We start from the raw sequence: 23333 nt of genomic DNA, 5'->3' as shown, positions 1-23333 counted from the left end.
GCTCACCATGGAGCACTGGAAACGCACGATCGAACGGGCCAATCGCTGCTTTATGGCGGGCGAGCTGGTAGATGCCCGCGAGGCCTACCTGCAAGCCCTGGCCCTGGCTCAAGTGTTGTTTGAGCGCTGGGCGGATGCCGACGAAGCGGTGGCGGCTTGCGTCATTTCCCATCACAACCTGGCCGACCTGCACTTGCGCCTGAACCAGCCGGAAGAAAGCGCGGAATACCTCTGCGCCATTCACCAGCGCCTGTTGCAGACCATGCAAGACACCCGTCTTAACCCGCTATTGCGGGAAGCGGCCCTGCGCCAGAGCAGCAAGACCTACGTCGAACTGCTGAATTTCATCAGCGATCACGGTGAGTACCCACGTACCCACCGCCTGCTGGGCAGCAACGTGGCGCCATCGGATGCGTCGACCCGCAACAGCCCTTTTTATGGAGCTCATTGATATGTCCTACACCTTGCCGGCCTTGCCTTACGCCTACGATGCCCTTGAACCGCATATCGACGCGCAAACCATGGAGATCCACTACACCAAGCACCACCAGACCTACATCAACAACCTCAACGCAGCCGTCGAAGGCACCGAGTTTGCCGCTTGGCCGGTGGAGAAACTGGTGTCCAGCGTCCAGCAACTGCCGGAAAAACTCCGGGCGGCGGTGATCAATCAGGGCGGCGGCCACGCCAACCACTCGTTGTTCTGGGCTGTCATGTCGCCCAAGGGCGGCGGCAAGCCAGACGGCGCGCTGGGTGACGCCATCGACGAGCAGTTGGGCGGTTTCGACGCCTTCAAAGAGGCCTTCACCAAAGCTGCCTTGACCCGTTTCGGCAGCGGCTGGGCGTGGTTGAGCGTGACGCCGCAAAAGACCCTGGTGGTGGAAAGCAGCGGCAACCAGGACAGCCCGTTGATGAACGGCAATACGCCAATCCTCGGTCTGGACGTCTGGGAACACGCTTATTACCTGCTGTACCAGAACCGTCGTCCGGAATACATCAATGCGTTCTACAGCGTCATCAACTGGCCGGAAGTTGCCGGCCGCTACCAGGCTGCGCTGGGCTGAAACTCCTCTATAACAAGATCTAAGGCCGACTATGGGCACTGAAACACTGGCGATCAGCAGCGTGCGAATGTTTCGTTATGCGTTTGGCTCGCTGCTGCTATTGGCAGGAACTGCATTGCTGGTGGCCCAAGGGCTGGCCTGGCTTGACCTGGAATCGCGCATCCTGCGTGCCTTGCAGGGCGGGGCCATCTGCGCGCTCGGCACCGCCCTGGGTGCCGTGCCGGTACTGGTGATCCGCCGGATGCCATTGGCGGTGAGCGACACGCTGCTCGGCTTCGGTGCCGGGGTGATGTTGGCCGCTACGGCGTTTTCGCTGATCGTGCCGGGTATTGCGGCTGCCCAAAGCCTGGGGCTGACGCCATGGGGCGCCAGTGGATTGATCAGTTTCGGCATCATGCTGGGCGCGTTCGGGCTGTATCTGGTGGATCGCAAGGTCTCCGGCGCCACCCCGGAAATGCTCGTGGGCAGTCCGGAGCATCCGGTGATACCGCCGCGTATCTGGCTGTTTGTGTTCGCCATCATTGCCCACAACATTCCCGAAGGCATGGCCGTGGGTGTCTCGGCAGGCGGCGGCATGCCGGATGCCGACAGCCTCGCCATGGGTATCGCCTTGCAGGATGTGCCGGAGGGACTGGTGATTGCGTTGGTGCTGGCCGGGGCAGGGATGTCACGGGTCAAGGCGTTCCTGATCGGCGCGGCGTCAGGGCTGGTGGAGCCGGTGTTTGCGGTGCTGTGTGCCTGGCTGGTGAGCCTGGCTCAGGTGCTGTTGCCGCTGGGGCTGGCGCTGGCGGCCGGGGCCATGCTGCTGGTGGTGACTCACGAAGTCATTCCCGAGTCGCGGCGCAATGGCCATGACAAGCTCGCCAGCCTGGGGCTGTGTATCGGGTTTTGCTTGATGATGGTGATGGATACGGCGTTGGGCTGAGGCTGTCGCGCTTCTACAAGAAGCGCTTGCGGTAGTCGCTGGGGGTAACGCCCAGGCGGCGAACGAAGGCGCGCCGGAACCCATCAACATTGGCATAGCCGACCTGATCGGCCAGGCGTTTGAGCGAGACATTCGAGCCTTCGATCAGCCGCCGTGCCTGGTCGATACGTGCCAGCTCCACGAACTCGGCAGGGGTGAATCCACCCTCGGCCTTGAATACCCGGGCAAAGTTGCGTTCGCTCATGTCAGCGCGCTGGGCCAGCAATGCCACGCTCAGGTCTGCGGCCAGGTTGTCGACGATATAGGTCTGTATCTGGCGAATGTTCGTGCGCTCTGCGGTCTGTGCCGCCAGTTGGGCGCTGAACTGTGACTGGCCGCCCGGCCGTTTGAAGTACATCACCATTTCCCTGGCCACACTGAGCGCCAAATCACGGCCGTGGTCCTCCTCGACTAACGCGAGCGCCAGATCCATACCGGCCGTCACACCGGCGGAGGTGTACAGGTTACCGTCGCGGATAAAAATGCTGTCCGGTTCGACCACGGCATCGGGGTATTGCCGGGCCAGCAATGCACTGGAATTCCAGTGCGTGGTGACGCGTCGCCCGACCAGCAAGCCAGCAGCCCCCAGCACAAAAGCGCCACTGCAAACCGAGCCTATCCGCCGCACGCGCGTGGCCTGGTAGCGCACCCAGTCCCGCAGGTGGGCGTCGTGTGCCACGTCATTCACGCTGGGGCTTCCTGCGATCAGCAGCGTATCGATAGCCCCCTTGAACGTCTCGATGGAGTCATCCGTGGCCAGGCGAAGCCCATTGGTTCCCTTGATCTGCCCCGCGACGGTACCGATGACCGAGATCCGGTATGCACGGGAATTGCCCAATTGCCTGGCCGCTTCAGCGAACACATCGGCAGGGCCCACGACATCCAGCATTTGCACACGGGGAAACGCCAGGAGGGCAATTCGCATGGTGTCGGTCTCCGTAGTGGAAATGGCTGAAATCGTCGCTAAGCGACACTATAGGACAGAGGGGAGGTAGGCGACACTGTCCGTCACGTGCTTTATCGTCAACCGGAGACCCGCATGAGCATCTGTAACGCGCCACTTCCCCCCTTCGCTGTCGAATCGAGCGAGCGGTCGGGGTCCATCAAGAATCTTCCCATCAATTTGTTTGGCGCCGTGATGGGGTTGGCCGGCCTGAGCCTGGCCTGGCAGTCCGCCAGTGAATATGTGGCTTACGCGCAAATGATCGGAGCGGTCATTGGTGGGTTTGCCATTCTGGTGTTTATCGCACTGGTGGCGGGGTATCTCACCAAATGGGTTAAATACCCTGCGGCGGTCAAAGCCGAGTTCAATCACCCGATATCAGGAAATTTCTTTGGCACGGTGACGATCGCGTTGCTGCTGCTGTCGGCAGTCGTAGGTTCAGCTAGCACCCTGATCAGCCAGGGGCTTTGGATGTTGGGTAGCCTGCTGACCATGATCCTGGCGGCAATTGTGCTCTCGCGACTGTTGTCCGGTAATCAGGAGTCGCAATATGCGGTGCCTGCCTGGCTGATCCCGGGGGTGGCGGCGCTCGACATCGCGGTGACAGGTGCCCACATGCCCATGGCGTGGGCATACGAGTTCAATCTGTTCGCGATGGCGGTAGGGAGTGTGATTGCGCTGGTGTTCTTCACGCGAATTTTTTCACGTCTGGTTCACGAGCCGGTGATGGCCAAAGGTATGACACCTTCGCTGATTATACTTATCGCCCCCTTTGAAGTCGGCTTTCTGGCTTACACCAACTTCTTTGGCAGCGTCGACTATTTTGCCAGCGTGCTCTTCTACTTTGGCCTGTTCCTGTTTGGGGTGCTGGCATTCAAAGTATTCCGTCAGGCCGCGCCTTTTTCTCCTGCCTGGTGGGCAATCAGCTTTCCGATTGCGGCATTGAGCAACGCTGCGTTGAAATATGCCGATGCCAAAGGAGGCGTGATCCTGGAAGCGATTGCCTATCTGATCCTGGCTTTCCTGACGATCGCCCTGGCCGTACTGACGGTCAAGACGTTGAAGATTCTGTTCAACGGCAAACTGCTGTCCAACTGACGCAGGGGAGGGGCGATTACCTACTCGCCCTCATCAAAGAAATTATTGATCAACGCTACCAGGGCATCCATCGCTTCCTGCTCTTGCTCGCCTTCGGTCTTCAAATGAATCTTCGTGCCCTTGCCCGCAGCCAGCATCATCATGGCCATGATGCTTTTGCCGTCGACCATGGATTCCGGGGTGCGCCCGGCGCGGATCTGGCAAGGGAACTGCCCGGCGACGCCGACGAACTTGGCCGAGGCCCGGGCGTGCAGGCCCAGCTTGTTGATGATTTCAATTTCCAGAGCGGGCATCGCGGGGGTGTTCCTTTCAGCTGAGGTCGCGGTGGCGAACCTGGACGTTCTTGAGGGTTTGTTGCAGCACCTTGCCCAGGCGTTCGGTCAGGTAGACGGATCGGTGGTGGCCGCCGGTGCAGCCAATGGCGATGGTGACATAAGCCCGATTGCTGGCCGCAAAACGCGGCAGCCATTTGAGCAGGTAGCTGGAGATGTCCTGGTACATTTCCTCGACATCCGGTTGCGCCGCCAGGTACTCGGCCACAGGTTGGTCCAGCCCCGACTGATCGCGCAGTTCCGGCTTCCAGTACGGGTTGGGCAGGCAGCGCACATCGAACACCAGGTCGGCATCCACCGGCATGCCGCGCTTGAAACCGAACGACTCGACAAGGAACGCCGTGCCTGGCTCCGGCTGGTTCAGCAGACGCAGCTTGATCGCATCCCGCAGTTGATACAGGTTCAGGCTGGTGGTGTTGATCTTGAGGTCGGCCAGGTCAATGATCGGCCCCAGCAGTTTGGTCTCGTCCTCGATGGCTTCGGCCAGGGAACGATGAGGGCTGCTCAACGGGTGGCGGCGACGGGTTTCAGAGAAGCGCTTGAGCAGGGTCTCTTCGTCGGCGTCCAGGTACAGCACATCGCAATGGATGTGCTTGGCCCGCACTTCTTCGAGCAGTTCAGGAAAGCGTGTGAGGTGGCTGGGCAGGTTGCGGGCGTCGATCGACACGGCGACCAGCGGTTGCGCCAGCTCGGTATGAATCAGCGCGCGTTCCGCCAGTTCCGGTAGCAGGCCGGCGGGCAGGTTGTCGATGCAATAGAAGCCGTTGTCCTCAAGAACATTGAGGGCCGTGCTTTTACCTGAGCCGGAACGGCCGCTGACGATGATCAAACGCATGATTAATGCCCGTTTTGTTCATCCAGGACAACCTGGTAGAGCGCCTCATTGCTTGAGGCGCTACGCAGTTTGTCGCGTACGTCCTTGCGGTCGAGCATGCTGGCGATCTGCCGAAGCAGCTCCAGGTGCGCATCGGTGGCAGCTTGCGGGACCAGCAGCACGAACAGCAGGTCGACCGGCGCGCCGTCGATGGCGTCGAAATCGATAGGGGCGTCCAGGTGCAGCAGGGCGCTGACTGGAGACTCACAGCCTTGCAGGCGGCAGTGAGGAATGGCGATGCCGTTGCCAAAGCCGGTGGAGCCGAGCTTTTCACGGGCGATCAGAGCCTCGTACACAGCTTGCGTATCCAGTTCGGGCACTTCGCGGCCGATCAGGTTGGCAATTTGTTCGAGGGCGCGCTTTTTACTGCCGCCCGGCACGTTCACGAGGGAACGGCCGGGGGTCAGGATGGTTTCAAGTCGGATCATGGGTGGGGAGTGTTAGCGGCCAGTGCCTTGAAGAAGGCTCTGCTGCTTTTCCTTATGCTTTTTAAGTTGGCGGTCAAGCTTGTCTGTGAGCAAGTCGATTGATGCATACATGTCTTCATGTTCGGCATTGGCGACCACTTCGCCACCGGGTATCTGAAGTGTCGCTTCGATTTTCTGCTGAAGCTTGTCGACCTTCATGATGACCTGCACGTTGGTGATCTTGTCGAAATGGCCCTCAAGCTTCTTCAGCTTCAGCTCGACGTATTCGCGCAATGGAGGGGTGACTTCTACATGGTGTCCACTGATGTTGACTTGCATACAGCTTCTCCTTCGTTGCCAGTGCATAAAGCGGCGGGTAGGAATACCCGCCACTGGAACGCTATGGCCCGCCCGTCACATCAAACGCTTACGCTCGCTGGAAGGCGCGATCCCTAGGGACTCGCGGTACTTGGCGACGGTTCGACGGGCGACCTGAATGCCTTGTGCCTCCAGTAAACCAGCGATCTTGCTGTCACTCAACGGCTTTTTCTGATTTTCCGCGGCAACCAGTTTTTTGATGATCGCGCGGATCGCCGTGGACGAGCATTCGCCGCCTTCGGAGGTGCTGACGTGGCTGGAGAAAAAGTATTTCAGCTCATATATACCCCGTGGGGTATGCATGAATTTTTGCGTGGTCACCCGGGAAATCGTTGATTCGTGCATGCCCACCGCCTCGGCGATGTCGTGCAGTACCAGCGGCTTCATTGCTTCATCGCCGTATTCCAGGAAGCCGCGCTGGTGCTCGACGATCTGGGTGGCGACTTTCATCAGGGTTTCGTTGCGGCTTTGCAGGCTCTTGATGAACCAGCGGGCTTCCTGCAGTTGGTTACGCATGAAGGTGTTATCGGCGCTGGTGTCGGCGCGGCGCACAAAACCTGCGTATTGCGGATTGACCCGCAGGCGCGGCACCGATTCCTGGTTCAGCTCCACCAGCCAGCGTTCGTTGTCCTTGCGCACAATCACGTCGGGCACGACATATTCGGCTTCGCTGGACTCGATCTGCGAGCCCGGGCGTGGGTTGAGGCTCTGCACCAGCTCGATGATCTGGCGCAGGTCATCTTCCTTGAGCTTCATGCGGCGCATCAGCTGGCTGTAGTCGCGGCTGCCCAGCAGGTCGATGTAGTCGGTGACCAGGCGCTGCGCTTCGCTCAGCCAAGGCGTCTTGGCCGGCAATTGGCGCAGTTGCAGCAGCAGGCACTCGCTGAGGTTGCGGGCGCCGATGCCGGCCGGCTCGAATTGCTGGATGCGGTGCAGGACGGCTTCGATTTCGTCCAGTTCGATGTCCAGTTCCGGGTCGAACGCCTCGAGGATCTCCTCAAGGGTCTCGTCCAGGTAGCCCTGGTTGTTGATGCAATCGATCAGGGTCACGGCGATCAGGCGATCGGTATCGGACATCGGTGCCAGGTTCAGTTGCCAGAGCAAATGGCTCTGCAGGCTCTCGCCGGCTGATGTGCGGGTGGTGAAGTCCCACTCGTCGTCATCGTTGCTGGGCAGGCTGCTGGCGCTGGTCTGGTAGACGTCTTCCCAGGCGGTATCCACGGGAAGTTCGTTGGGAATGCGTTCGTTCCATTCGCCTTCCTCAAGGTTATCCACCGTGGGGGCGGTTTCCTGGTAGGAGGGTTCCTGTACGTCGGGGTTGGGCTTTTGCTCGATGTTGTCGGCCAGCGGGTCTGCATTATCGAAGTCGTCGCCTTCTTCCTGGCGTTCGAGCATCGGATTGGACTCCAGGGCCTCTTGGATTTCCTGTTGCAGGTCCAGGGTCGACAATTGGAGCAGGCGGATGGCCTGTTGCAGCTGCGGTGTCATCGTCAGCTGCTGGCCCATTCTCAGGACTAGCGATGGTTTCATGGCAGGGGCTTAACACCTTATTCGCCGGCGCAATGCGCCATCCACGACAGGGCGCGTGAGCGCCAAACATAAGCAAATTATATGCCTGATATCGGGGGCTTTGCCTAGAGCGCGGTAACAATAAAAATACTGAGGTTTTTATTGACTACCGCGCTCCATGGCGAATGGCCTGATACCACCGTGTTTACAGGCGGAACTCGTGACCCAGATACACTTCCTTGACCAGTTCGTTGGCCAGGATAGTGGCAGAGTCACCTTCGGCAATCAGCTGTCCATCGTTGACGATGTAGGCGGTTTCGCAGATATCGAGTGTCTCACGGACGTTGTGGTCGGTGATCAATACACCGATGCCCTTGGCCTTGAGATGATGGATGATCTGCTTGATGTCGCCGACCGAGATCGGGTCGACACCGGCGAAAGGTTCGTCCAGCAGGATGAACTTGGGCGCCGTGGCCAGCGCACGGGCGATTTCCACACGACGACGCTCGCCGCCGGAAAGGCTCATGCCGAGGTTGTCGCGAATGTGGTTGATGTGGAATTCCTGCAGCAGGCTTTCCAGCTCTTTCTTGCGCCCGGCGCGGTCGAGTTCCTTGCGGGTCTCGAGGATGGCCATGATGTTGTCGGAAACCGACAGTTTGCGGAAGATCGATGCTTCCTGGGGAAGATAGCCGATACCCGCCTGCGCACGGCCGTGCATAGGCTGGTGGCTCACGTCCAGGTCGTCGATCAGGACGCGGCCTTGATCGGCCTGCACCAGGCCGACGATCATGTAGAAGCAGGTGGTCTTGCCGGCACCGTTGGGGCCGAGCAAGCCGACGATCTGGCCGCTGTCGATCGACAGGCTGACGTCACGCACGACCTGACGGCTTTTATAAGCCTTGGCCAGATGCTGGGCTTTCAGGGTTGCCATTAATTCGCCTTCTTCGCGTCGGGTTTCGGCGCCGGCTGGGCTGCGCCCGGTTTCTGCTTCGGCTGGATAACCATGTCGATACGCGGCTTCGGCGTGCTGATTTTCGAGCCGGTAGCACGGCCGGCCTGGGCGATCTGCTTCACCGTGTCGTAGACGATTTTTTCGCCGTCGGTGGTGTTGCCGTCATTGATGACCCGGGCCTGGTCGATCAGCACGATGCGGTTTTGCTGGGCGTGGTACTGGATCGTCTTGCCATAGCCTTTGACCGGCGTAGGGTCGCCCACTTTCTGCAGTTGTTCGAAATACGCCAGGTTGCCCACCGAAGTGACCACGTCGATATCGCCTGCCGGGGTACGAGTCAGTGTCACGGTGTTACCCGTCACTTTCATCGAGCCCTGGGTGATGATCACGCTGCCCGTGTAGGTCGCGATACCTTGCTTGTCATCCAGCTGCGCATCGTCAGCCTGAATGTGGATCGGTTGCTGGCTATCGTTCGGCAGAGCCCAGGCGCTCACGCTTCCCAGTGCTGCGCCCAGGCCGAGCAAAATAGGGAGGGTTTTAACGAGCCTCATACTGTCCTCTTACGTTCGATAGCAGGTGTATCCTGCTTTCTTTCAAATACGCTTTCATTCCCTTGCCAGTCGATACACCGCCAGCGCCGTCAATTCTAACGTCTTGCTCGGTCTGCGCATATTGCTTCTGTGGGAATACGGTCATGCGACTGCTGGTAATAATGGTGTCGCGGTTCTTGGCGTCAGTGCGGGCTACCCGCACCGAGTCAATCAGTTCCACTTGGGTGCCGTCCGGGTTGACCTCGCCACGCTCGCTGGTGACGTGCCACGGAAATTCGGCGCCGCGGTACAGGTTCATGTCCGGCTTGGTCAGCAAAGTGACCTCGGAGGCCTTCAAGTGTTCGACCTTGTCGGAGGTCATTTCATACTGGACCTTGCCATCGGGCAGGTACTGGATGCTGTGGGCGTTGATGGCGTAATAGTCGATAGCACTCTCGTCAACCTGTGCAACCGGCTTGTCGAGGAAGCGCTCCGGGCTGATATTCCAGTAGCCGACCGCGAGGAAAACCGCGGCGATGACTGCAAGTATCAGGAAATTGCGAATCTTTTTACTCAGCATAAAACGCTCTATAGGTAGGCGGCGTGGGCCGCTTCAAGGCTGCCTTGGGCGCGCAGAATCAACTCGCAGAACTCGCGGGCGGCGCCTTCGCCGCCGCGGGCGGTGGTTACACCATGGGCGTGTTCGCGAACGAACGCCGCCGCATTGGCCACGGCCATGCCCAGGCCGACCCGGCGAATCACCGGCAGGTCGGGTAAATCGTCACCCAGGTACGCAACCTGCTCATAGCTTAGGTTGAGTTGGCCAAGAAGCTCGTCCAGAACCACCAGTTTATCCTCGCGGCCCTGATACAGGTGAGGAATACCCAGGTTTTGTGCGCGGCGTTCCACAACCGGGGTCTTGCGACCGCTGATGATGCCGGTTTGCACGCCCGCCGCCATCAGCATCTTGATGCCCTGGCCGTCGAGGGTGTTGAACGTCTTGAATTCGCTGCCGTCTTCCAGAAAGTACAGGCGGCCATCCGTCAGCACGCCGTCGACGTCGAAAATCGCCAGCTTGATGTGCTTGCCCCGTTGCAACAGGTCGGTGGTCATTTACATCACTCCCGCACGCAGCAAGTCGTGCATGTTCAGGGCGCCAACCGGACGGTCGTCGCTGTCGACCACCACCAGCGCCAGGATCTTGTGGTCTTCCATGATCTTCAGTGCTTCGGCCGCGAGCATGTCAGGGCGTGCGGTCTTGCCGTGAGGCGTCATGACTTCGTCGATGGTGGCGGTCTGGATGTCGAGGTTGCGGTCCAGGGTGCGGCGCAGGTCGCCGTCGGTGAAGACCCCGGCCAGCCGCCCGTCGGACTCCAGGATTACGGTCATGCCCAGGCGCTTGAGGGTCATTTCCATCAAGGCATCTTTCAGCAAGGTGCCGCGTGGCACTTGTGGCAGCTCGTCGCCGGCGTGCATGACGTTTTCCACTTTCAGCAGCAGGCGACGGCCAAGGGCGCCGCCCGGGTGGGAAAACGCGAAGTCTTCGGCGGTAAACCCGCGGGCTTCCAGCAATGCCACGGCCAGCGCATCGCCCATGACCAGGGCAGCGGTGGTGGAGGAGGTCGGTGCCAGGTTCAGCGGGCAGGCCTCGTGGGCAACGTGCACGTTCAAATTCACTTCGGCGGCTTTTGCCAGCGTCGAGTCCGGGTTGCCGGTCACGCTGATCAGCTGGATACCCAGGCGCTTGATCAGCGGCAGCAGGGTCACGATTTCGTTGGTGGTGCCGGAGTTGGACAGTGCCAGGATGATGTCGTCCCGGGTGATCATGCCCATGTCGCCGTGGCTGGCTTCGGCCGGATGCACGAAGAACGCGGTGGTCCCGGTGCTCGCCAGGGTGGCGGCGATCTTGTTGCCGACATGCCCGGATTTGCCCATGCCGACCACCACTACGCGGCCCTTGCTGGCCAGAATCATCTCGCAGGCGCGTACGAAATCCGCGTCGATATGGGCCAGCAAGCCTTCTACGGCTTCAAGCTCGAGGCGGATGGTGCGTTGTGCGGATTGAATAAGGTCGCTGGATTGGCTCATGTCTGAAATCGTATAGCCTGACGAAAAGTCGGCGATTATAACGGTAATGATCAATTCCCTCACACAAGTTCGTCAGGCTTTATTCAATCCACCTGTGGTTGAGATTGAACCTCAGCCAGGATTTTTTAGCTGTCCTGTTTCTGAACAAGCTCTGTTCCGGCCTTGGGGGCGCTGTACCAGCAGTGATATAGTTCGCGGCCAGTTCGGTCCGCACGGCCTTTTTGTCTATTCGGCGCAAGCATTTGTCGAAAACAAAGTGTCTGAGTGAAAGGCTGCATCCCAAGGAGTTTAGATGAGTGCCGATAACGCCTACGCGGTCGAGCTGAAGGGCCTTTCCTTCAAGCGCGGTACGCGCAGCATCTTCAATAATGTGGATATTCGCATTCCCCGCGGCAAAGTCACGGGCATCATGGGGCCTTCCGGCTGCGGCAAGACTACGCTGCTGCGCCTGATGGGCATGCAATTGCGCCCCTCCGCCGGTGAAGTCTGGGTCAATGGCCAGAACCTGCCGACCCTTTCGCGCAGTGACCTGTTCGATGCCCGCAAACACATGGGCGTCCTGTTCCAGAGCGGCGCGTTGTTTACCGATCTCGATGTTTTCGAAAACGTGGCGTTCCCGCTGCGGGTGCATACACAGCTGTCCGATGAAATGATTCGTGACATTGTGTTGCTGAAATTGCAGGCCGTCGGGCTGCGCGGTGCTATCGATTTGATGCCCGACGAGTTGTCCGGAGGCATGAAGCGTCGTGTCGCCCTGGCGCGTGCCATCGCCCTCGACCCGCAGATTCTCATGTACGACGAGCCTTTCGTTGGCCAGGACCCGATCGCCATGGGGGTGCTGGTACGCCTGATCCGCCTGCTCAATGATGCGTTGGGTATCACCAGTATCGTGGTTTCCCACGACCTGGCCGAGACCGCGAGCATTGCCGACTACCTATATGTAGTGGGCGATGGCCAGGTGCTGGGGCAGGGCACGCCTGAAGAACTGATGAACGCAGACAACCCGCGCATTCGCCAATTCATGACCGGCGATCCCGATGGCCCGGTGCCTTTTCACTTTCCGGCAGCGGACTACCGCTCAGATCTTCTGGGGAAGCGCTGATGCGCAAGACATCATTACTCGAAAAGGTTCGCCTTTTCGGTCGCTCCGGCATCGATATCATCGGTGTGCTGGGGCGTTCGACGATTTTCCTGTTTCATGCCTTGCTCGGCCGCGGCGGTATTGGCGGCGGTTTCGGCCTGCTGATCAAGCAACTGCACTCCGTGGGCGTGATGTCTCTGGTGATCATCGTGGTCTCCGGGGTGTTCATCGGCATGGTGCTGGCGCTGCAAGGCTTCAATATCCTCTCCAGCTACGGGTCCGAGCAGGCTGTTGGGCAGATGGTTGCCCTGACGCTGTTGCGTGAGTTGGGCCCGGTGGTGACCGCTCTCCTGTTTGCCGGGCGTGCCGGTTCGGCACTGACGGCCGAAATCGGCAACATGAAGGCCACCGAACAGCTGTCCAGCCTGGAAATGATCGGTGTCGATCCGCTCAAGTACATTGTTGCCCCGCGTCTGTGGGCCGGCTTCATTTCCCTGCCACTGCTGGCGATGGTGTTCAGCGTGGTGGGAATCTGGGGCGGTTCCTGGGTCGCGGTTGACTGGCTGGGGGTCTACGACGGCTCCTACTGGGGCAATATGCAAAACAGCGTGACCTTCAGCGGCGACGTGCTCAACGGCATCATTAAAAGCATCGTCTTCGCCTTTGTAGTGACCTGGATCGCCGTATTCCAAGGCTATGACTGTGAGCCCACCTCAGAAGGGATCAGTCGCGCCACCACCAAGACCGTTGTGTACGCCTCGCTGGCGGTACTGGGCCTTGACTTCATTTTGACCGCCTTGATGTTTGGAGATTTCTGATGCAAAACCGCACTGTGGAAATCGGTGTCGGCCTTTTCTTGCTGGCTGGCATCCTGGCTTTACTGTTGCTCGCCCTGCGAGTCAGCGGCCTATCGGCCAGCCCCACCGCCGATACTTATAAACTTTACGCCTACTTCGACAATATCGCCGGTTTGACTGTCAGAGCTAAAGTGACCATGGCGGGTGTAACCATCGGCAAGGTCACGGCAATCGATCTGGACCGCGACAGCTTCACCGGCCGTGTGACCATGCAGGTGGACAAGAAGGTAGATAACCTGCCGACTGACTCCACTGCGTCTATCCTCACCGCTGGCCTGCTGGGCGAGAAGTACATCGGCATCAGCGTCGGCGGGGAATCTGCCCTGCTCAAGGATGGTTCGACCATTCATGACACACAGTCGTCGTTGGTGCTGGAGGACTTGATCGGTAAATTCCTGCTCAATACCGTCAATAAAGACGCCAAATGAGGAATGTGTTCATGATCTCTACTTTGCGACGTGGCCTGTTGGTACTGCTCGCGGCACTGCCGTTGATGGCTAACGCCGCTGCCGGCGGTTCTGCGCATGACCTGGTGCAGGACACCACCAACAAGATGTTGGCTGACCTGAGTGCCAACAAGGAAAAGTACAAGCAGGACCCGAGTCAGTTCTATAACGCGCTGAACACGATTGTCGGGCCTGTTGTTGATGCTGAAGGTATTTCCAAAAGCATCATGACCGTCAAGTACTCGCGCAAGGCTACGCCTGCGCAGATGCAGACATTCCAGGAAAACTTCAAGAAGGGCTTGTTCCAGTTCTATGGCAACGCCCTGCTGGAGTACAACAACCAGGGGATTACCGTCGCCCCTGCCGGGGATGAGTCGGGTGACCGCACCAGCGTCAACATGAGCGTCAAGGGCAACAACGGCGCGGTCTACCCTGTGCAGTACACGCTCGAGAAGGTCAACGGCGAGTGGAAACTGCGTAACGTGATCATCAACGGCATCAACATTGGCAAGCTGTTCCGTGACCAGTTCGCGGATGCCATGCAGCGCAATGGCAACGACCTGGACAAAACCATCAACGGTTGGGCCGGTGAAGTGGCCAAGGCCAAGGAAGAAACCGACAAAGCTGCCGGGAAGCCTGCCCAATGACCGAGTCGGCCATTCGCCTTGGCGAGTCCGGTGAGCTGTTGCTCAGCGGCGTGCTGGATTACAGCACTGGGCCCGCCCTGCGCAACCAGGGCCAGGCGCTGATCAATGCCAGTACCGCTCCTGCGCTGGTGCTGGATTGCTCGGCGGTGGTGAAGTCCAGCAGCGTCGGCTTGTCGTTGCTGCTGTGTTTCATGCGCGATGCGCAGGCCGTCAAAAAGCCGGTGAGCATTCGTGCATTGCCCGAAGACATGCGTGAAATCGCTGAGGTTTCCGGTCTGACCGAGCTGTTGGCGCATCCTTAATACACATTATTAAAGAAGCCCCCCGTCAGAGTCCTGCTATGCGGGGTTCGCAGGCGCGGGGCTTTTTTGTATGATGTGCGACCCGCGCGCACTGGGCGCCCATAGAGGTTGATCATGCAGGCCCTAGAAGTTAAAAGCTTCCTTGAAGGAAAGCTGCCCGAAACTAATGTTGAAGTTGAGGGCGAAGGCTGCAATTTCCAGCTGAACGTGATTAGCGATGAACTGGCGGCATTGAGCCCGGTCAAGCGTCAGCAGCAGATCTATGCCCATTTGAACCCGTGGATCACCGATGGCAGCATCCATGCGGTCACTATGAAATTTTTCAGCCGCGCGGCCTGGGCCGAGCGCACCTGAGCCCCCAAGGCGTCGAGATTCTTATGGATAAATTGATTATTACCGGCGGTGCTCGTCTTGATGGCGAGATCCGTATTTCCGGGGCGAAGAACTCCGCCCTGCCGATCCTGGCAGCGACCTTGCTGTGCGATGGCCCGGTTACCGTGGCCAACCTGCCGCACCTGCATGACATCACCACCATGATCGAGTTGTTCGGTCGCATGGGCATCGAGCCGGTGATCGACGAGAAACTCAGCGTCGAAATCGACCCGCGCACCATCAAGACCCTGATCGCACCGTACGAGCTGGTGAAAACCATGCGCGCCTCGATCCTGGTACTGGGCCCGATGGTTGCCCGGTTCGGCGAAGCCGAAGTCGCACTGCCTGGCGGTTGCGCCATCGGCTCGCGTCCGGTGGACCTGCACATCCGTGGCCTCGAAGCCATGGGTGCAACCATTGACGTCGAAGGCGGCTACATCAAGGCCAAGGCGCCGGAAGGCGGCCTGCGTGGCGCAAACTTCTTCTTTGATACCGTCAGTGTGACCGGTACCGAGAACATCATGATGGCCGCTGCCCTGGCCAATGGCCGCAGCGTGCTGCAAAACGCCGCGCGCGAGCCGGAAGTGGTCGACCTGGCCAACTTCCTGATCGCCATGGGTGCCAACATCACCGGCGCCGGCACCGACACCATCACCATTGATGGCGTGAAACGCCTGCATTCGGCTACCTACAAAGTGATGCCGGACCGCATCGAGACCGGTACCTACCTGGTCGCGGCTGCCGTCACCGGTGGCCGTGTCAAGGTCAAGGACACTGATCCGACCATCCTCGAAGCCGTCCTGGAAAAACTCAAGGAAGCCGGCGCCGAGATCACCACCGGTGAAGACTGGATCGAGCTGAACATGCATGGCAAGCGGCCAAAAGCCGTTAACGTGCGTACCGCTCCGTACCCGGCGTTCCCGACCGACATGCAGGCGCAGTTCATTTCCCTGAACGCGATTGCCGAAGGCACCGGTGCCGTGATCGAGACCATCTTCGAAAACCGCTTCATGCACGTGTACGAGCTGCACCGCATGGGCGCCAAGATCCAGGTCGAAGGCAACACCGCCATCGTGACCGGTATCGAGAAGCTCAAGGGCGCGCCAGTGATGGCTACCGACCTGCGTGCCTCCGCCAGCCTGGTGATCTCGGCGTTGTGCGCTGACGGCGACACCCTCATCGACCGCATCTACCACATAGACCGTGGTTACGAGTGCATCGAAGAGAAGCTGCAGATGCTCGGCGCGAAAATCCGCCGCGTACCGGGCTAGTTCCAGGAACTGCAAACACGTTCATTGTGGCGAGGGAGCTTGCTCCCGCTGGACTGCGCAGCAGTCCCAGTCTTTTTAAACAAAGATCAGGGCCGCTTCGCGCCCCAGCGGGAGCAAGCTCCCTCGCCACATGACGATGTATGCTGTTAGCTGATTTGTTTCAAGTCGAGGCTGTAATGGCCTCGATCTGTGTCTGGCGCCGATTGCGACCGGACAGCAATAGCCTGATGAAGGACTGACGTTTCCCATGTTGACCATCGCACTGTCCAAGGGCCGCATCCTTGACGACACTTTGCCGCTTCTGGCTGAAGCGGGCATCGTGCCGACCGAGAATCCGGACAAGAGCCGCAAGCTGATCATTCCCACGACCCAGGACGACGTTCGCCTGCTGATCGTGCGTGCCACCGATGTGCCAACTTACGTTGAACATGGCGCGGCCGACCTCGGCGTCGCGGGCAAAGACGTGTTGATGGAATACGGCGGCCAGGGCCTGTACGAGCCGCTGGACCTGCGTATCGCCCTGTGCAAGCTGATGACCGCCGGCCGCGTCGGTGACGTCGAGCCTAAAGGCCGCCTGCGGGTGGCGACCAAGTTCGTCAACGTTGCCAAGCGTTACTACGCCGAGCAAGGCCGCCAGGTCGACATCATCAAGCTTTACGGCTCGATGGAGCTGGCACCGCTGATCGGCCTGGCCGACAAGATCATCGACGTGGTCGACACCGGCAACACCCTGCGCGCCAACGGCCTGGAGCCCCAGGACTTTATCGCCGACATCAGCTCCCGGCTGATCGTCAACAAAGCTTCGATGAAAATGCAGCACGCCCGTATCCAGGCGTTGATCGACACCCTGCGCAAGGCAGTGGAGTCTCGACACCGCGGTTGACTCACCCGCGCGGCCCCAAGCCGCGCCCGTCTATCCGCCTCATAGCCAGAATTCTCAGGTGCCCAAGCGGATCGACTGCTAACTTTCGGCGCCTGAGCATTTTTGCCATTCCTATGAGGCCCTCGCTATGACCACGTCCACTGCAATTGCCCGACTCAACGCTGCCGACCCGGATTTCGCCCATCATCTGGATCATCTGCTGAGCTGGGAAAGCGTGTCCGACGATTCGGTCAACCAGCGGGTGCTCGACATCATCAAGGCCGTGCGCGAGCGCGGTGACGCGGCGCTGGTTGATTTTACCCGGCAGTTCGATGGCCTGGATGTCGCCTCCATGGCCGACCTGATCCTGCCCCGCGAACGCCTGGAACTGGCCTTGACCCGCATCACCGCGCCCCAGCGCGAAGCCCTGGAAGTGGCGGCCGCGCGGGTGCGCAGCTACCACGAGAAACAGAAACAGGATTCCTGGAGCTACACCGAGGCCGACGGCACCGTACTGGGCCAGAAGGTCACGCCGCTGGACCGTGCCGGCCTGTACGTGCCGGGCGGCAAAGCGTCGTACCCGTCCTCGGTACTGATGAACGCGATTCCGGCCAAGGTGGCCGGCGTGACCGAGGTGGTCATGGTGGTACCTACGCCGCGCGGCGAAATCAACGAACTGGTGCTGGCAGCGGCCTGCATCGCGGGCGTTGATCGCGTGTTCACCATCGGTGGCGCCCAAGCGGTAGCGGCCCTGGCCTTTGGCACCGAAAGCGTGCCGAAGGTCGACAAGGTGGTTGGCCCGGGCAACATCTACGTGGCCACGGCCAAGCGCCATGTATTTGGCCAGGTCGGCATCGACATGATCGCCGGCCCTTCGGAAATCCTCGTGGTGTGTGACGGCCAGACCGACCCGGACTGGATCGCCATGGACCTGTTCTCCCAGGCCGAGCACGACGAAGACGCCCAGGCGATCCTCGTCAGCCCGGATGCCGAATTCCTGGACAAGGTCGCCGCCAGCATCGCCAAGCTGCTGCCGACCATGGAGCGCGCCGAGATCATCGAGAAGTCGATCAATGGCCGTGGCGCCCTGATCCTGGTCCGCGACATGGAGCAAGCCATCGAAGTGGCCAACCGCATCGCCCCGGAACACCTGGAGTTGTCCGTCGCCGACCCACAAGCCTGGTTGCCGCTGATTCGCCACGCCGGCGCGATCTTCATGGGCCGCCACACCAGCGAAGCCCTGGGCGACTACTGCGCAGGTCCCAACCACGTGCTGCCCACGTCGGGCACTGCGCGGTTCTCCTCGCCGCTGGGCGTATATGACTTCCAGAAGCGCTCGTCGATCATCTTCTGCTCGCCAGAGGGCGCGTCGGAGTTGGGCAAGACCGCTTCCGTGCTGGCCCGTGGCGAGTCGCTGACCGCCCACGCCCGCAGCGCCGAATACCGCATCGTTGACGATAAGCAGGGGAACTGAAACATGAGCAAATTCTGGAGCCCGCTCGTCAAGGATCTCGTGCCTTACGTGCCCGGTGAGCAACCGAAGCTGACCAAGCTGGTAAAACTCAACACCAATGAAAACCCCTACGGCCCATCGCCCAAGGCGCTGGCTGCCATGCAGGCCGAGCTGAACGACAATCTGCGTTTGTACCCGGACCCCAACAGCGACCTGCTCAAGCAGGCGGTGGCCAAGTACTACGGGATCGACGCGGGCAAGGTGTTCCTCGGCAACGGCTCCGATGAAGTCCTGGCGCACATCTTCCACGGTTTGTTCCAGCACGACCTGCCGCTGCTGTTCCCGGACATCAGCTACAGCTTCTACCCGGTGTACTGCGGCCTGTACCGCATTGCCTTCGACGCAGTGCCGCTGGATGAACAGTTCCAGATCCGCGTGTCGGACTACGCCAGGCCCAACGGTGGGATCATCTTCCCGAACCCGAACGCGCCGACCGGTTGCGTGATGGCGCTGGACGCCGTGGAGCAAATCCTCAAGGCCAGCCCGGACTCGGTGGTGGTGGTCGATGAAGCCTATATCGACTTCGGCGGCGAGACCGCCATCAGCCTGGTGGACCGTTACCCGAACCTGCTGGTGACCCAGACCCTCTCCAAGTCGCGCTCCCTGGCCGGTTTGCGGGTGGGCCTGGCCGTGGGCCACCCGGACCTGATCGAGGCGCTGGAGCGGGTCAAGAACAGCTTCAACTCCTACCCGCTGGACCGTCTGGCGATTGTCGGCGCGGCCGCCGCTTTTGAAGACCGCGAATACTTCCGGAATACCTGCAAGTTGGTGATCGATAGCCGTGAAAAGCTGGTGGCGCAACTGCAGGCCAAGGGGTTTGAAGTACTGCCGTCGGCGGCCAACTTCATCTTTGCCCGGCATCCAGGGCACGACGCTGCCGGGCTGGCAGCCAAGGTGCGGGAGCAGGGGGTGATTGTGCGGCACTTCAAGCAGGAGCGGATTGCCCAGTTCCTGCGGATCAGTATTGGCACGCCGGAGCAGAACCAGGCGCTGATCGATGCGTTGGGCGAGCTGTAAGCCACACTGAAACTCAAAAAAATGTGGGAGCGGGCTTGCTTGCGAATGCGGTGGTTCAGTCACTGATGTGCTGAATGACACACTGCATTCGCGAGCAAGCCCGCTCCCACATTGGTTTTGCGTTGGCAGTTAGATCAGCGGCTCATCCGGCTTCCTGTTCTTCCAGCCATCATTGCCCGGCAGCAGCAGATTCAACGCAATCGCTACCACCGCACACAGGGCGATACCCTTCAGGCCAAAGTCATCCGGGCCAGTGCCGGTGCCTACCAGCACACCGCCAATCCCGAACACCAGGGTCACCGACACAATCACCAGGTTGCGCGCTTCGCCAAGGTCGATCTTGTGGCGGATCAGGGTGTTCATCCCCACTGCGGCAATCGAGCCGAACAGCAGGCACAGAATCCCGCCCATTACCGGGACTGGAATGCTTTGCAGCAGCGCGCCGAACTTGCCGATAAACGCCAGGCTGATGGCAAACACCGCCGCCCAGGTCATGATCTTCGGGTTGTAGTTCTTGGTCAGCATCACCGCGCCCGTCACTTCCGCGTAGGTCGTGTTGGGCGGGCCGCCGAACAGGCCGGCAGCGGTGGTGGCGATCCCGTCACCCAGCAGGGTGCGGTGCAGGCCAGGCTTCTTCAGGTAGTCGCGACCGGTCACGCTGCCCACCGCAATCACACCACCGATGTGTTCGATCGCCGGGGCCAGGGCCACCGGGACGATAAACAGGATCGCCTGCCAGTTGAATTCCGGCGCGGTGAAGTGGGGCAGGGCGAACCACGGTGCGGCGGCGATCTTCGCGGTGTCGACTACGCCGAAGTAGAACGACATGGCGAAACCCACCAGCACGCCGGAGATGATCGGCACCAGGCGGAAAATGCCTTTGCCGAACACCGCCACGATCAGCGTGGTCAGCAGCGCCGGCATCGAGATCAGCATGGCGGTCTGGTAGTGGATCAACTCACTGCCGTCACCGGCCTTGCCCATCGCCATATTGGCCGCAATCGGCGCCATGGCCAGGCCAATGGAAATGATCACCGGCCCGATCACCACCGGCGGCAGCAGCCGGTCGATGAAACCGGTGCCCTTGATCTTCACGGCCAGGCCCAGGAAGGTGTAAACGAAGCCGGCCGCCATCACGCCGCCCATGGTCGCCGCGAGGCCGAACTGGCCCTTGGCGAGAATGATCGGGGTGATAAACGCAAAGCTCGACGCCAGGAACACCGGTACCTGGCGCCCGGTAACCACCTGGAACAACAAGGTGCCCAAGCCTGCGGTAAACAGGGCGACGTTTGGATCGAGACCGGTGATCAGCGGCATCAACACCAGCGCGCCAAATGCTACGAAGAGCATCTGTGCGCCAGACAGGATCTGGCGCCAAAGCGGGTCGTTGAACTCATCCTGCATGGTCACGCGTCCTTCTGCTTGGTACCGAAGATCTTGTCGCCGGCATCGCCCAGGCCCGGGATGATGTAGCCATGTTCATTCAGGCGTTCATCGATGGATGCGGTGTAGATCAACACGTCCGGGTGGGCTTTCTCGACGGCGGCGATGCCTTCGGGAGCGGCCACCAGCACCATGGCGCGGATGTCCTTGCAACCGGCTTTTTTCAGCAGGTCGATGGTGGCAACCATGGAGCTGCCGGTGGCGAGCATCGGGTCGATGATCATCGCCAGGCGCTCGTCGATTTCCGGTACCAGTTTTTCCAAGTAGGTGTGGGCCTGCAGCGTCTCTTCGTTGCGGGCCACGCCTACGGCGCTGACCTTGGCACCCGGGATCAGGCTGAGCACGCCTTCGAGCATGCCGATACCGGCACGCAGGATCGGCACCACGGTAATCTTCTTGCCGGCGATTTTCTCGACCTGGACGGGACCACACCAACCGGCGATCTCGTAGTTTTCCAGGGGCAGGTCTTTGGTCGCCTCGTAGGTGAGCAGCGCTCCGACTTCCTGAGCAAGCTCACGGAAGTTCTTCGTGCTAATGTCGGCGCGGCGCATAAGGCCGAGTTTATGTCGGATCAGCGGATGGCGGATCTCACGGATGGGCATGGGGAAAGGCTCCGGCGGCGGGCAAAAAAACCGGCCTAGATTAATCTATCCGAGGGTGTTGTCCTATAGACATCTAGTACGTTAGTCCATTAAGGCTTGAACGTTGGGCCTCACATGCGTACCTTTGCCCGCTTTTCTTGCCACAGCACCCCCTTGGAGAGCGCCATGTCCGCTGATCTCGAGCATATCCGTCAAATCATGCGCGAGGCTGACTGCCTGTACACCGAAGCGCAAGTCGAAGAGGCCATCGCCAAGGTCGGCGCGCACATCTCCCGTGAAATGGCCGACACCAACCCGGTGGTCTTTTGCGTGATGAACGGTGGCCTGATTTTCGCCGGTAAATTGCTCACCCACCTGCAATTCCCGCTGGAAGCGTCCTACCTGCACGCCACTCGCTATCGCAATGAAACCAGTGGCGGCGACCTGTTCTGGAAAGCCAAGCCGGAAGTCTCGTTCATCGACCGCGACGTGCTGATCATCGACGACATCCTCGACGAAGGTCACACCCTGGGCGCGATCATCGACTTCTGTAAACACGCCGGCGCGCGCAAGGTGCACACTGCCGTGCTGATCGACAAGGACCACGACCGCAAGGCCCGTCCGGACCTGAAAGCCGATTACGTGGGCCTGCCGTGCATTGACCGTTACATCTTCGGTTACGGCATGGACTACAAAGGCTACTGGCGCAACGCCAATGGGATCTACGCCGTCAAAGGGATGTAAGCGGGATTCAGGCGCAGGGTTGTCATGCTATCGTGCTTGGCCCCTGCGTCTGGAGCTGTTCATGAGCCTGTTGATTCGCACCTGCGCCTCCCTGGCGCTGACCCTCAGTTTGCCCCTGGCGGCTGCTCCGGCGCCGCTGCACAGCCAATTCCTGCCGCCCGACGACCTGGCCCTGCGCGCCGAAACCCCGGACCAGCAGCAATTGCTGCAAGTCACCGAGTATTCGGTGGTGGTGGGTAACCAGCGCCAATCCACCCAGCAGCCGATCCCGGTGACCTCGCCGTTGATGATCCGCCTCAAGGGCAAGTCCCTGAACAAAGGCGCGACCATCGCCCAGGTGATCCTCAATTTCGATGCCGAAAGCAAAAGCCTGAAAAAGCCGGTGTTCGACGATAAAAGCAAAACCCTGACCTTGTCGTACCCGATGACCCAGTATCGGGTGATCGTCGATCTGCTGCGCAACGACACGGTCTATGTGCAGTTCCTCACTTACGCCAACGGCCATATCTGGGCCGATTTGCACACCGGGGCGGTGCGCGCCAAATAATCCAGCCGACGCGCATTCGGCGGTGTAAATACAGTCAATGTGGGAGCTGGCTTGCCTGCGATAGCGGTGGGTCCGTTGGCCCATCTGGCACTGATGCACCGCTATCGCAGGCAAGCCGGCTCCCACATTGGTTCGCGTAGCTTTCGAAGCCGCGGTGCCGCAGGTAAACTGCTTTTCCCGTGTAAATGTCTGCAGGCTGGAGTCGGTAATGCGTAAAGATAAGAAACAGGTGATTGGTGATGAAATCGGCGACGAGCAAATCAAGCTGTTCCTGGATTTCGAGCCGGTAGACGCCACTTCGCCGTCCCTGCACAAACTGATCAAGGCCTACCGCGGCCTGCGTATCGACGACTTCGAACGCTTCCTGGTTTTCTTCAAGGAAGCCGGTCTGGACCTCGATGGCAAGGACGAGCATGGCCTGACCTTCGTTGAAGTGATCAAGGACCAGCGCAACGCCGCCGAGTACATCGAGCTGATCGAACAAGCCCGCGGCTGATTGTTGCGGACGAAA

At 60.1% G+C, this 23333-nt stretch carries 30 protein-coding genes; 17 read left to right on the top strand and 13 right to left on the bottom strand.

What is annotated here, in order from left to right:
- Positions 1-7: 7 nt before the first annotated feature.
- The 3 genes from HX873_RS05145 to HX873_RS05135 are packed head-to-tail and all read left to right on the top strand — an operon-like array spanning position 8 to position 1989.
- On the top strand, positions 8-451 hold the full coding sequence (locus HX873_RS05145) for a hypothetical protein (protein ID WP_003216099.1): 444 nt from the start codon (positions 8-10) through the stop codon (positions 449-451).
- 1 nt (position 452) lies between these two features.
- Complete coding sequence (locus HX873_RS05140; protein ID WP_008434313.1) at positions 453-1064, top strand: superoxide dismutase; 612 nt, start codon at positions 453-455, stop codon at positions 1062-1064.
- Between the two features lie 31 nt (positions 1065-1095).
- Positions 1096-1989 (top strand): ZIP family metal transporter, encoded by an 894-nt coding sequence (locus HX873_RS05135; protein WP_177122445.1) that lies wholly within the window; start codon positions 1096-1098, stop codon positions 1987-1989.
- Between the two features lie 13 nt (positions 1990-2002).
- Here the strand turns inward: HX873_RS05135 and HX873_RS05130 are convergent, their stop codons facing one another.
- Positions 2003-2953 carry a GlxA family transcriptional regulator gene (locus HX873_RS05130; protein WP_087692865.1) on the bottom strand — a complete coding sequence of 317 codons (951 nt, stop codon included), beginning with the start codon at positions 2951-2953 and terminating at the stop codon, positions 2003-2005.
- A gap of 114 nt (positions 2954-3067) precedes the next feature.
- Between HX873_RS05130 and HX873_RS05125 the strand changes: the two genes are divergently transcribed.
- On the top strand, positions 3068-4069 hold the full coding sequence (locus HX873_RS05125; RefSeq protein WP_177122444.1) for an SLAC1 anion channel family protein: 1002 nt from the start codon (positions 3068-3070) through the stop codon (positions 4067-4069).
- 20 nt (positions 4070-4089) lie between these two features.
- Here the strand turns inward: HX873_RS05125 and HX873_RS05120 are convergent, their stop codons facing one another.
- The 10 genes from HX873_RS05120 to HX873_RS05075 all read right to left on the bottom strand — a co-directional run bounded on the left by HX873_RS05120 (position 4090) and on the right by HX873_RS05075 (position 11139).
- Entirely contained in the window at positions 4090-4362 is a 273-nt protein-coding gene (locus HX873_RS05120; RefSeq protein ID WP_003216108.1) for an HPr family phosphocarrier protein, read from the bottom strand.
- 16 nt (positions 4363-4378) lie between these two features.
- Positions 4379-5236: an RNase adapter RapZ gene (rapZ, locus tag HX873_RS05115; RefSeq protein ID WP_003216111.1), complete on the bottom strand. Its 858-nt coding sequence runs from the start codon at positions 5234-5236 to the stop codon at positions 4379-4381.
- A gap of 2 nt (positions 5237-5238) precedes the next feature.
- A complete protein-coding gene (ptsN, locus tag HX873_RS05110; protein ID WP_003216114.1) occupies positions 5239-5703 on the bottom strand; it encodes a PTS IIA-like nitrogen regulatory protein PtsN in 465 nt (154 codons plus the stop codon).
- Between the two features lie 12 nt (positions 5704-5715).
- Positions 5716-6021, bottom strand: coding sequence for a ribosome hibernation-promoting factor, HPF/YfiA family (gene hpf / locus HX873_RS05105; RefSeq protein WP_003216115.1), 306 nt, complete (start codon positions 6019-6021; stop codon positions 5716-5718).
- 75 nt (positions 6022-6096) lie between these two features.
- A complete protein-coding gene (locus tag HX873_RS05100) occupies positions 6097-7590 on the bottom strand; it encodes an RNA polymerase factor sigma-54 (protein ID WP_003216117.1) in 1494 nt (497 codons plus the stop codon).
- 184 nt (positions 7591-7774) lie between these two features.
- On the bottom strand, positions 7775-8500 hold the full coding sequence (gene lptB / locus HX873_RS05095; protein WP_003216119.1) for an LPS export ABC transporter ATP-binding protein: 726 nt from the start codon (positions 8498-8500) through the stop codon (positions 7775-7777).
- Positions 8500-9072 carry a lipopolysaccharide transport periplasmic protein LptA gene (lptA, locus tag HX873_RS05090; protein WP_023659193.1) on the bottom strand — a complete coding sequence of 191 codons (573 nt, stop codon included), beginning with the start codon at positions 9070-9072 and terminating at the stop codon, positions 8500-8502. Before lptA ends, lptB begins: the two co-directional genes overlap by 1 nt.
- Positions 9059-9631, bottom strand: coding sequence for an LPS export ABC transporter periplasmic protein LptC (lptC, locus tag HX873_RS05085; protein ID WP_003216122.1), 573 nt, complete (start codon positions 9629-9631; stop codon positions 9059-9061). Before lptC ends, lptA begins: the two co-directional genes overlap by 14 nt.
- Before the next feature lie 8 nt (positions 9632-9639).
- The gene (locus tag HX873_RS05080) at positions 9640-10164 is read right to left on the bottom strand and encodes an HAD family hydrolase (protein ID WP_087692862.1); all 525 of its coding nucleotides are present in this window, start codon (positions 10162-10164) and stop codon (positions 9640-9642) included.
- Complete coding sequence (locus HX873_RS05075; RefSeq protein ID WP_003216126.1) at positions 10165-11139, bottom strand: KpsF/GutQ family sugar-phosphate isomerase; 975 nt, start codon at positions 11137-11139, stop codon at positions 10165-10167.
- Between the two features lie 292 nt (positions 11140-11431).
- Between HX873_RS05075 and HX873_RS05070 the strand changes: the two genes are divergently transcribed.
- The 10 genes from HX873_RS05070 (at position 11432) to hisC (ending at position 19507) form a co-directional block, all read left to right on the top strand.
- Entirely contained in the window at positions 11432-12241 is an 810-nt protein-coding gene (locus tag HX873_RS05070; RefSeq protein WP_003216128.1) for an ATP-binding cassette domain-containing protein, read from the top strand.
- Positions 12241-13038, top strand: coding sequence for a lipid asymmetry maintenance ABC transporter permease subunit MlaE (gene mlaE, locus HX873_RS05065; RefSeq protein WP_003216131.1), 798 nt, complete (start codon positions 12241-12243; stop codon positions 13036-13038). Before HX873_RS05070 ends, mlaE begins: the two co-directional genes overlap by 1 nt.
- The gene (gene mlaD, locus HX873_RS05060) at positions 13038-13505 is read left to right on the top strand and encodes an outer membrane lipid asymmetry maintenance protein MlaD (protein ID WP_003216133.1); all 468 of its coding nucleotides are present in this window, start codon (positions 13038-13040) and stop codon (positions 13503-13505) included. The genes mlaE and mlaD overlap by 1 nt, the downstream gene beginning before the upstream one ends.
- 11 nt (positions 13506-13516) lie before the next feature.
- Positions 13517-14170 carry a phospholipid-binding protein MlaC gene (locus tag HX873_RS05055; protein ID WP_003216135.1) on the top strand — a complete coding sequence of 218 codons (654 nt, stop codon included), beginning with the start codon at positions 13517-13519 and terminating at the stop codon, positions 14168-14170.
- Positions 14167-14472 (top strand): lipid asymmetry maintenance protein MlaB, encoded by a 306-nt coding sequence (locus HX873_RS05050; protein WP_177122443.1) that lies wholly within the window; start codon positions 14167-14169, stop codon positions 14470-14472. The genes HX873_RS05055 and HX873_RS05050 overlap by 4 nt, the downstream gene beginning before the upstream one ends.
- Positions 14473-14586: 114 nt before the next feature.
- Positions 14587-14826 carry a BolA family protein gene (locus HX873_RS05045; protein ID WP_008434291.1) on the top strand — a complete coding sequence of 80 codons (240 nt, stop codon included), beginning with the start codon at positions 14587-14589 and terminating at the stop codon, positions 14824-14826.
- A gap of 23 nt (positions 14827-14849) precedes the next feature.
- On the top strand, positions 14850-16115 hold the full coding sequence (gene murA / locus HX873_RS05040; RefSeq protein WP_003216140.1) for a UDP-N-acetylglucosamine 1-carboxyvinyltransferase: 1266 nt from the start codon (positions 14850-14852) through the stop codon (positions 16113-16115).
- Positions 16116-16362: 247 nt separating this feature from the next.
- Positions 16363-16998: an ATP phosphoribosyltransferase gene (gene hisG / locus HX873_RS05035; RefSeq protein WP_003188599.1), complete on the top strand. Its 636-nt coding sequence runs from the start codon at positions 16363-16365 to the stop codon at positions 16996-16998.
- 127 nt (positions 16999-17125) lie between these two features.
- Positions 17126-18451 carry a histidinol dehydrogenase gene (hisD, locus tag HX873_RS05030; protein ID WP_177122442.1) on the top strand — a complete coding sequence of 442 codons (1326 nt, stop codon included), beginning with the start codon at positions 17126-17128 and terminating at the stop codon, positions 18449-18451.
- Positions 18452-18454: 3 nt separating this feature from the next.
- A complete protein-coding gene (gene hisC, locus HX873_RS05025) occupies positions 18455-19507 on the top strand; it encodes a histidinol-phosphate transaminase (protein ID WP_003216145.1) in 1053 nt (350 codons plus the stop codon).
- 129 nt (positions 19508-19636) lie between these two features.
- On the opposite strand, the gene HX873_RS05020 is transcribed toward hisC, so the two are convergent.
- Positions 19637-20911 (bottom strand): uracil-xanthine permease family protein, encoded by a 1275-nt coding sequence (locus HX873_RS05020; protein ID WP_087692860.1) that lies wholly within the window; start codon positions 20909-20911, stop codon positions 19637-19639.
- 2 nt (positions 20912-20913) lie between these two features.
- A complete protein-coding gene (gene upp / locus HX873_RS05015) occupies positions 20914-21552 on the bottom strand; it encodes a uracil phosphoribosyltransferase (RefSeq protein ID WP_003216149.1) in 639 nt (212 codons plus the stop codon).
- A 165-nt stretch (positions 21553-21717) separates the two neighbouring features.
- Between upp and HX873_RS05010 the strand changes: the two genes are divergently transcribed.
- From HX873_RS05010 to HX873_RS05000, 3 genes are all read left to right on the top strand, one after another.
- On the top strand, positions 21718-22275 hold the full coding sequence (locus HX873_RS05010; RefSeq protein WP_003216150.1) for a hypoxanthine-guanine phosphoribosyltransferase: 558 nt from the start codon (positions 21718-21720) through the stop codon (positions 22273-22275).
- A 61-nt stretch (positions 22276-22336) separates the two neighbouring features.
- The gene (locus tag HX873_RS05005) at positions 22337-22822 is read left to right on the top strand and encodes a hypothetical protein (RefSeq protein ID WP_177122441.1); all 486 of its coding nucleotides are present in this window, start codon (positions 22337-22339) and stop codon (positions 22820-22822) included.
- Positions 22823-23030: 208 nt separating this feature from the next.
- Complete coding sequence (locus HX873_RS05000) at positions 23031-23318, top strand: PA4642 family protein (RefSeq protein WP_003216153.1); 288 nt, start codon at positions 23031-23033, stop codon at positions 23316-23318.
- Positions 23319-23333: the final 15 nt, after the last annotated feature.

It is taken from the genome of Pseudomonas sp. P7758 (assembly GCF_013386485.1).
GTDB lineage: Bacteria > Pseudomonadota > Gammaproteobacteria > Pseudomonadales > Pseudomonadaceae > Aquipseudomonas.
The sequence above is the reverse complement of the archived record's forward strand: the minus strand, read 5'-3'. Positions and strand labels throughout refer to the sequence as shown.

Coding starts and splice junctions, on each gene's coding strand:
- lptC (WP_003216122.1), bottom strand. CDS start 9,631: ATGCTGAGTAAAAAGATTCGCAATTTCCTGATACTTGCAGTCATCGCC.
- hisC (WP_003216145.1), top strand. CDS start 18,455: ATGAGCAAATTCTGGAGCCCGCTCGTCAAGGATCTCGTGCCTTACGTG.
- HX873_RS05050 (WP_177122443.1), top strand. CDS start 14,167: ATGACCGAGTCGGCCATTCGCCTTGGCGAGTCCGGTGAGCTGTTGCTC.
- mlaE (WP_003216131.1), top strand. CDS start 12,241: ATGCGCAAGACATCATTACTCGAAAAGGTTCGCCTTTTCGGTCGCTCC.
- HX873_RS05020 (WP_087692860.1), bottom strand. CDS start 20,911: ATGCAGGATGAGTTCAACGACCCGCTTTGGCGCCAGATCCTGTCTGGC.
- ptsN (WP_003216114.1), bottom strand. CDS start 5,703: ATGATCCGACTTGAAACCATCCTGACCCCCGGCCGTTCCCTCGTGAAC.
- lptB (WP_003216119.1), bottom strand. CDS start 8,500: ATGGCAACCCTGAAAGCCCAGCATCTGGCCAAGGCTTATAAAAGCCGT.
- HX873_RS05120 (WP_003216108.1), bottom strand. CDS start 4,362: ATGCCCGCTCTGGAAATTGAAATCATCAACAAGCTGGGCCTGCACGCC.
- HX873_RS05080 (WP_087692862.1), bottom strand. CDS start 10,164: ATGACCACCGACCTGTTGCAACGGGGCAAGCACATCAAGCTGGCGATT.
- lptA (WP_023659193.1), bottom strand. CDS start 9,072: ATGAGGCTCGTTAAAACCCTCCCTATTTTGCTCGGCCTGGGCGCAGCA.
- HX873_RS05070 (WP_003216128.1), top strand. CDS start 11,432: ATGAGTGCCGATAACGCCTACGCGGTCGAGCTGAAGGGCCTTTCCTTC.
- HX873_RS05045 (WP_008434291.1), top strand. CDS start 14,587: ATGCAGGCCCTAGAAGTTAAAAGCTTCCTTGAAGGAAAGCTGCCCGAA.
- hisG (WP_003188599.1), top strand. CDS start 16,363: ATGTTGACCATCGCACTGTCCAAGGGCCGCATCCTTGACGACACTTTG.
- HX873_RS05010 (WP_003216150.1), top strand. CDS start 21,718: ATGTCCGCTGATCTCGAGCATATCCGTCAAATCATGCGCGAGGCTGAC.
- HX873_RS05000 (WP_003216153.1), top strand. CDS start 23,031: ATGCGTAAAGATAAGAAACAGGTGATTGGTGATGAAATCGGCGACGAG.
- rapZ (WP_003216111.1), bottom strand. CDS start 5,236: ATGCGTTTGATCATCGTCAGCGGCCGTTCCGGCTCAGGTAAAAGCACG.
- HX873_RS05075 (WP_003216126.1), bottom strand. CDS start 11,139: ATGAGCCAATCCAGCGACCTTATTCAATCCGCACAACGCACCATCCGC.
- mlaD (WP_003216133.1), top strand. CDS start 13,038: ATGCAAAACCGCACTGTGGAAATCGGTGTCGGCCTTTTCTTGCTGGCT.
- HX873_RS05140 (WP_008434313.1), top strand. CDS start 453: ATGTCCTACACCTTGCCGGCCTTGCCTTACGCCTACGATGCCCTTGAA.
- HX873_RS05055 (WP_003216135.1), top strand. CDS start 13,517: ATGATCTCTACTTTGCGACGTGGCCTGTTGGTACTGCTCGCGGCACTG.
- HX873_RS05130 (WP_087692865.1), bottom strand. CDS start 2,953: ATGCGAATTGCCCTCCTGGCGTTTCCCCGTGTGCAAATGCTGGATGTC.
- hpf (WP_003216115.1), bottom strand. CDS start 6,021: ATGCAAGTCAACATCAGTGGACACCATGTAGAAGTCACCCCTCCATTG.
- hisD (WP_177122442.1), top strand. CDS start 17,126: ATGACCACGTCCACTGCAATTGCCCGACTCAACGCTGCCGACCCGGAT.
- HX873_RS05100 (WP_003216117.1), bottom strand. CDS start 7,590: ATGAAACCATCGCTAGTCCTGAGAATGGGCCAGCAGCTGACGATGACA.
- HX873_RS05145 (WP_003216099.1), top strand. CDS start 8: ATGGAGCACTGGAAACGCACGATCGAACGGGCCAATCGCTGCTTTATG.
- HX873_RS05135 (WP_177122445.1), top strand. CDS start 1,096: ATGGGCACTGAAACACTGGCGATCAGCAGCGTGCGAATGTTTCGTTAT.
- HX873_RS05005 (WP_177122441.1), top strand. CDS start 22,337: ATGAGCCTGTTGATTCGCACCTGCGCCTCCCTGGCGCTGACCCTCAGT.
- upp (WP_003216149.1), bottom strand. CDS start 21,552: ATGCCCATCCGTGAGATCCGCCATCCGCTGATCCGACATAAACTCGGC.
- HX873_RS05125 (WP_177122444.1), top strand. CDS start 3,068: ATGAGCATCTGTAACGCGCCACTTCCCCCCTTCGCTGTCGAATCGAGC.
- murA (WP_003216140.1), top strand. CDS start 14,850: ATGGATAAATTGATTATTACCGGCGGTGCTCGTCTTGATGGCGAGATC.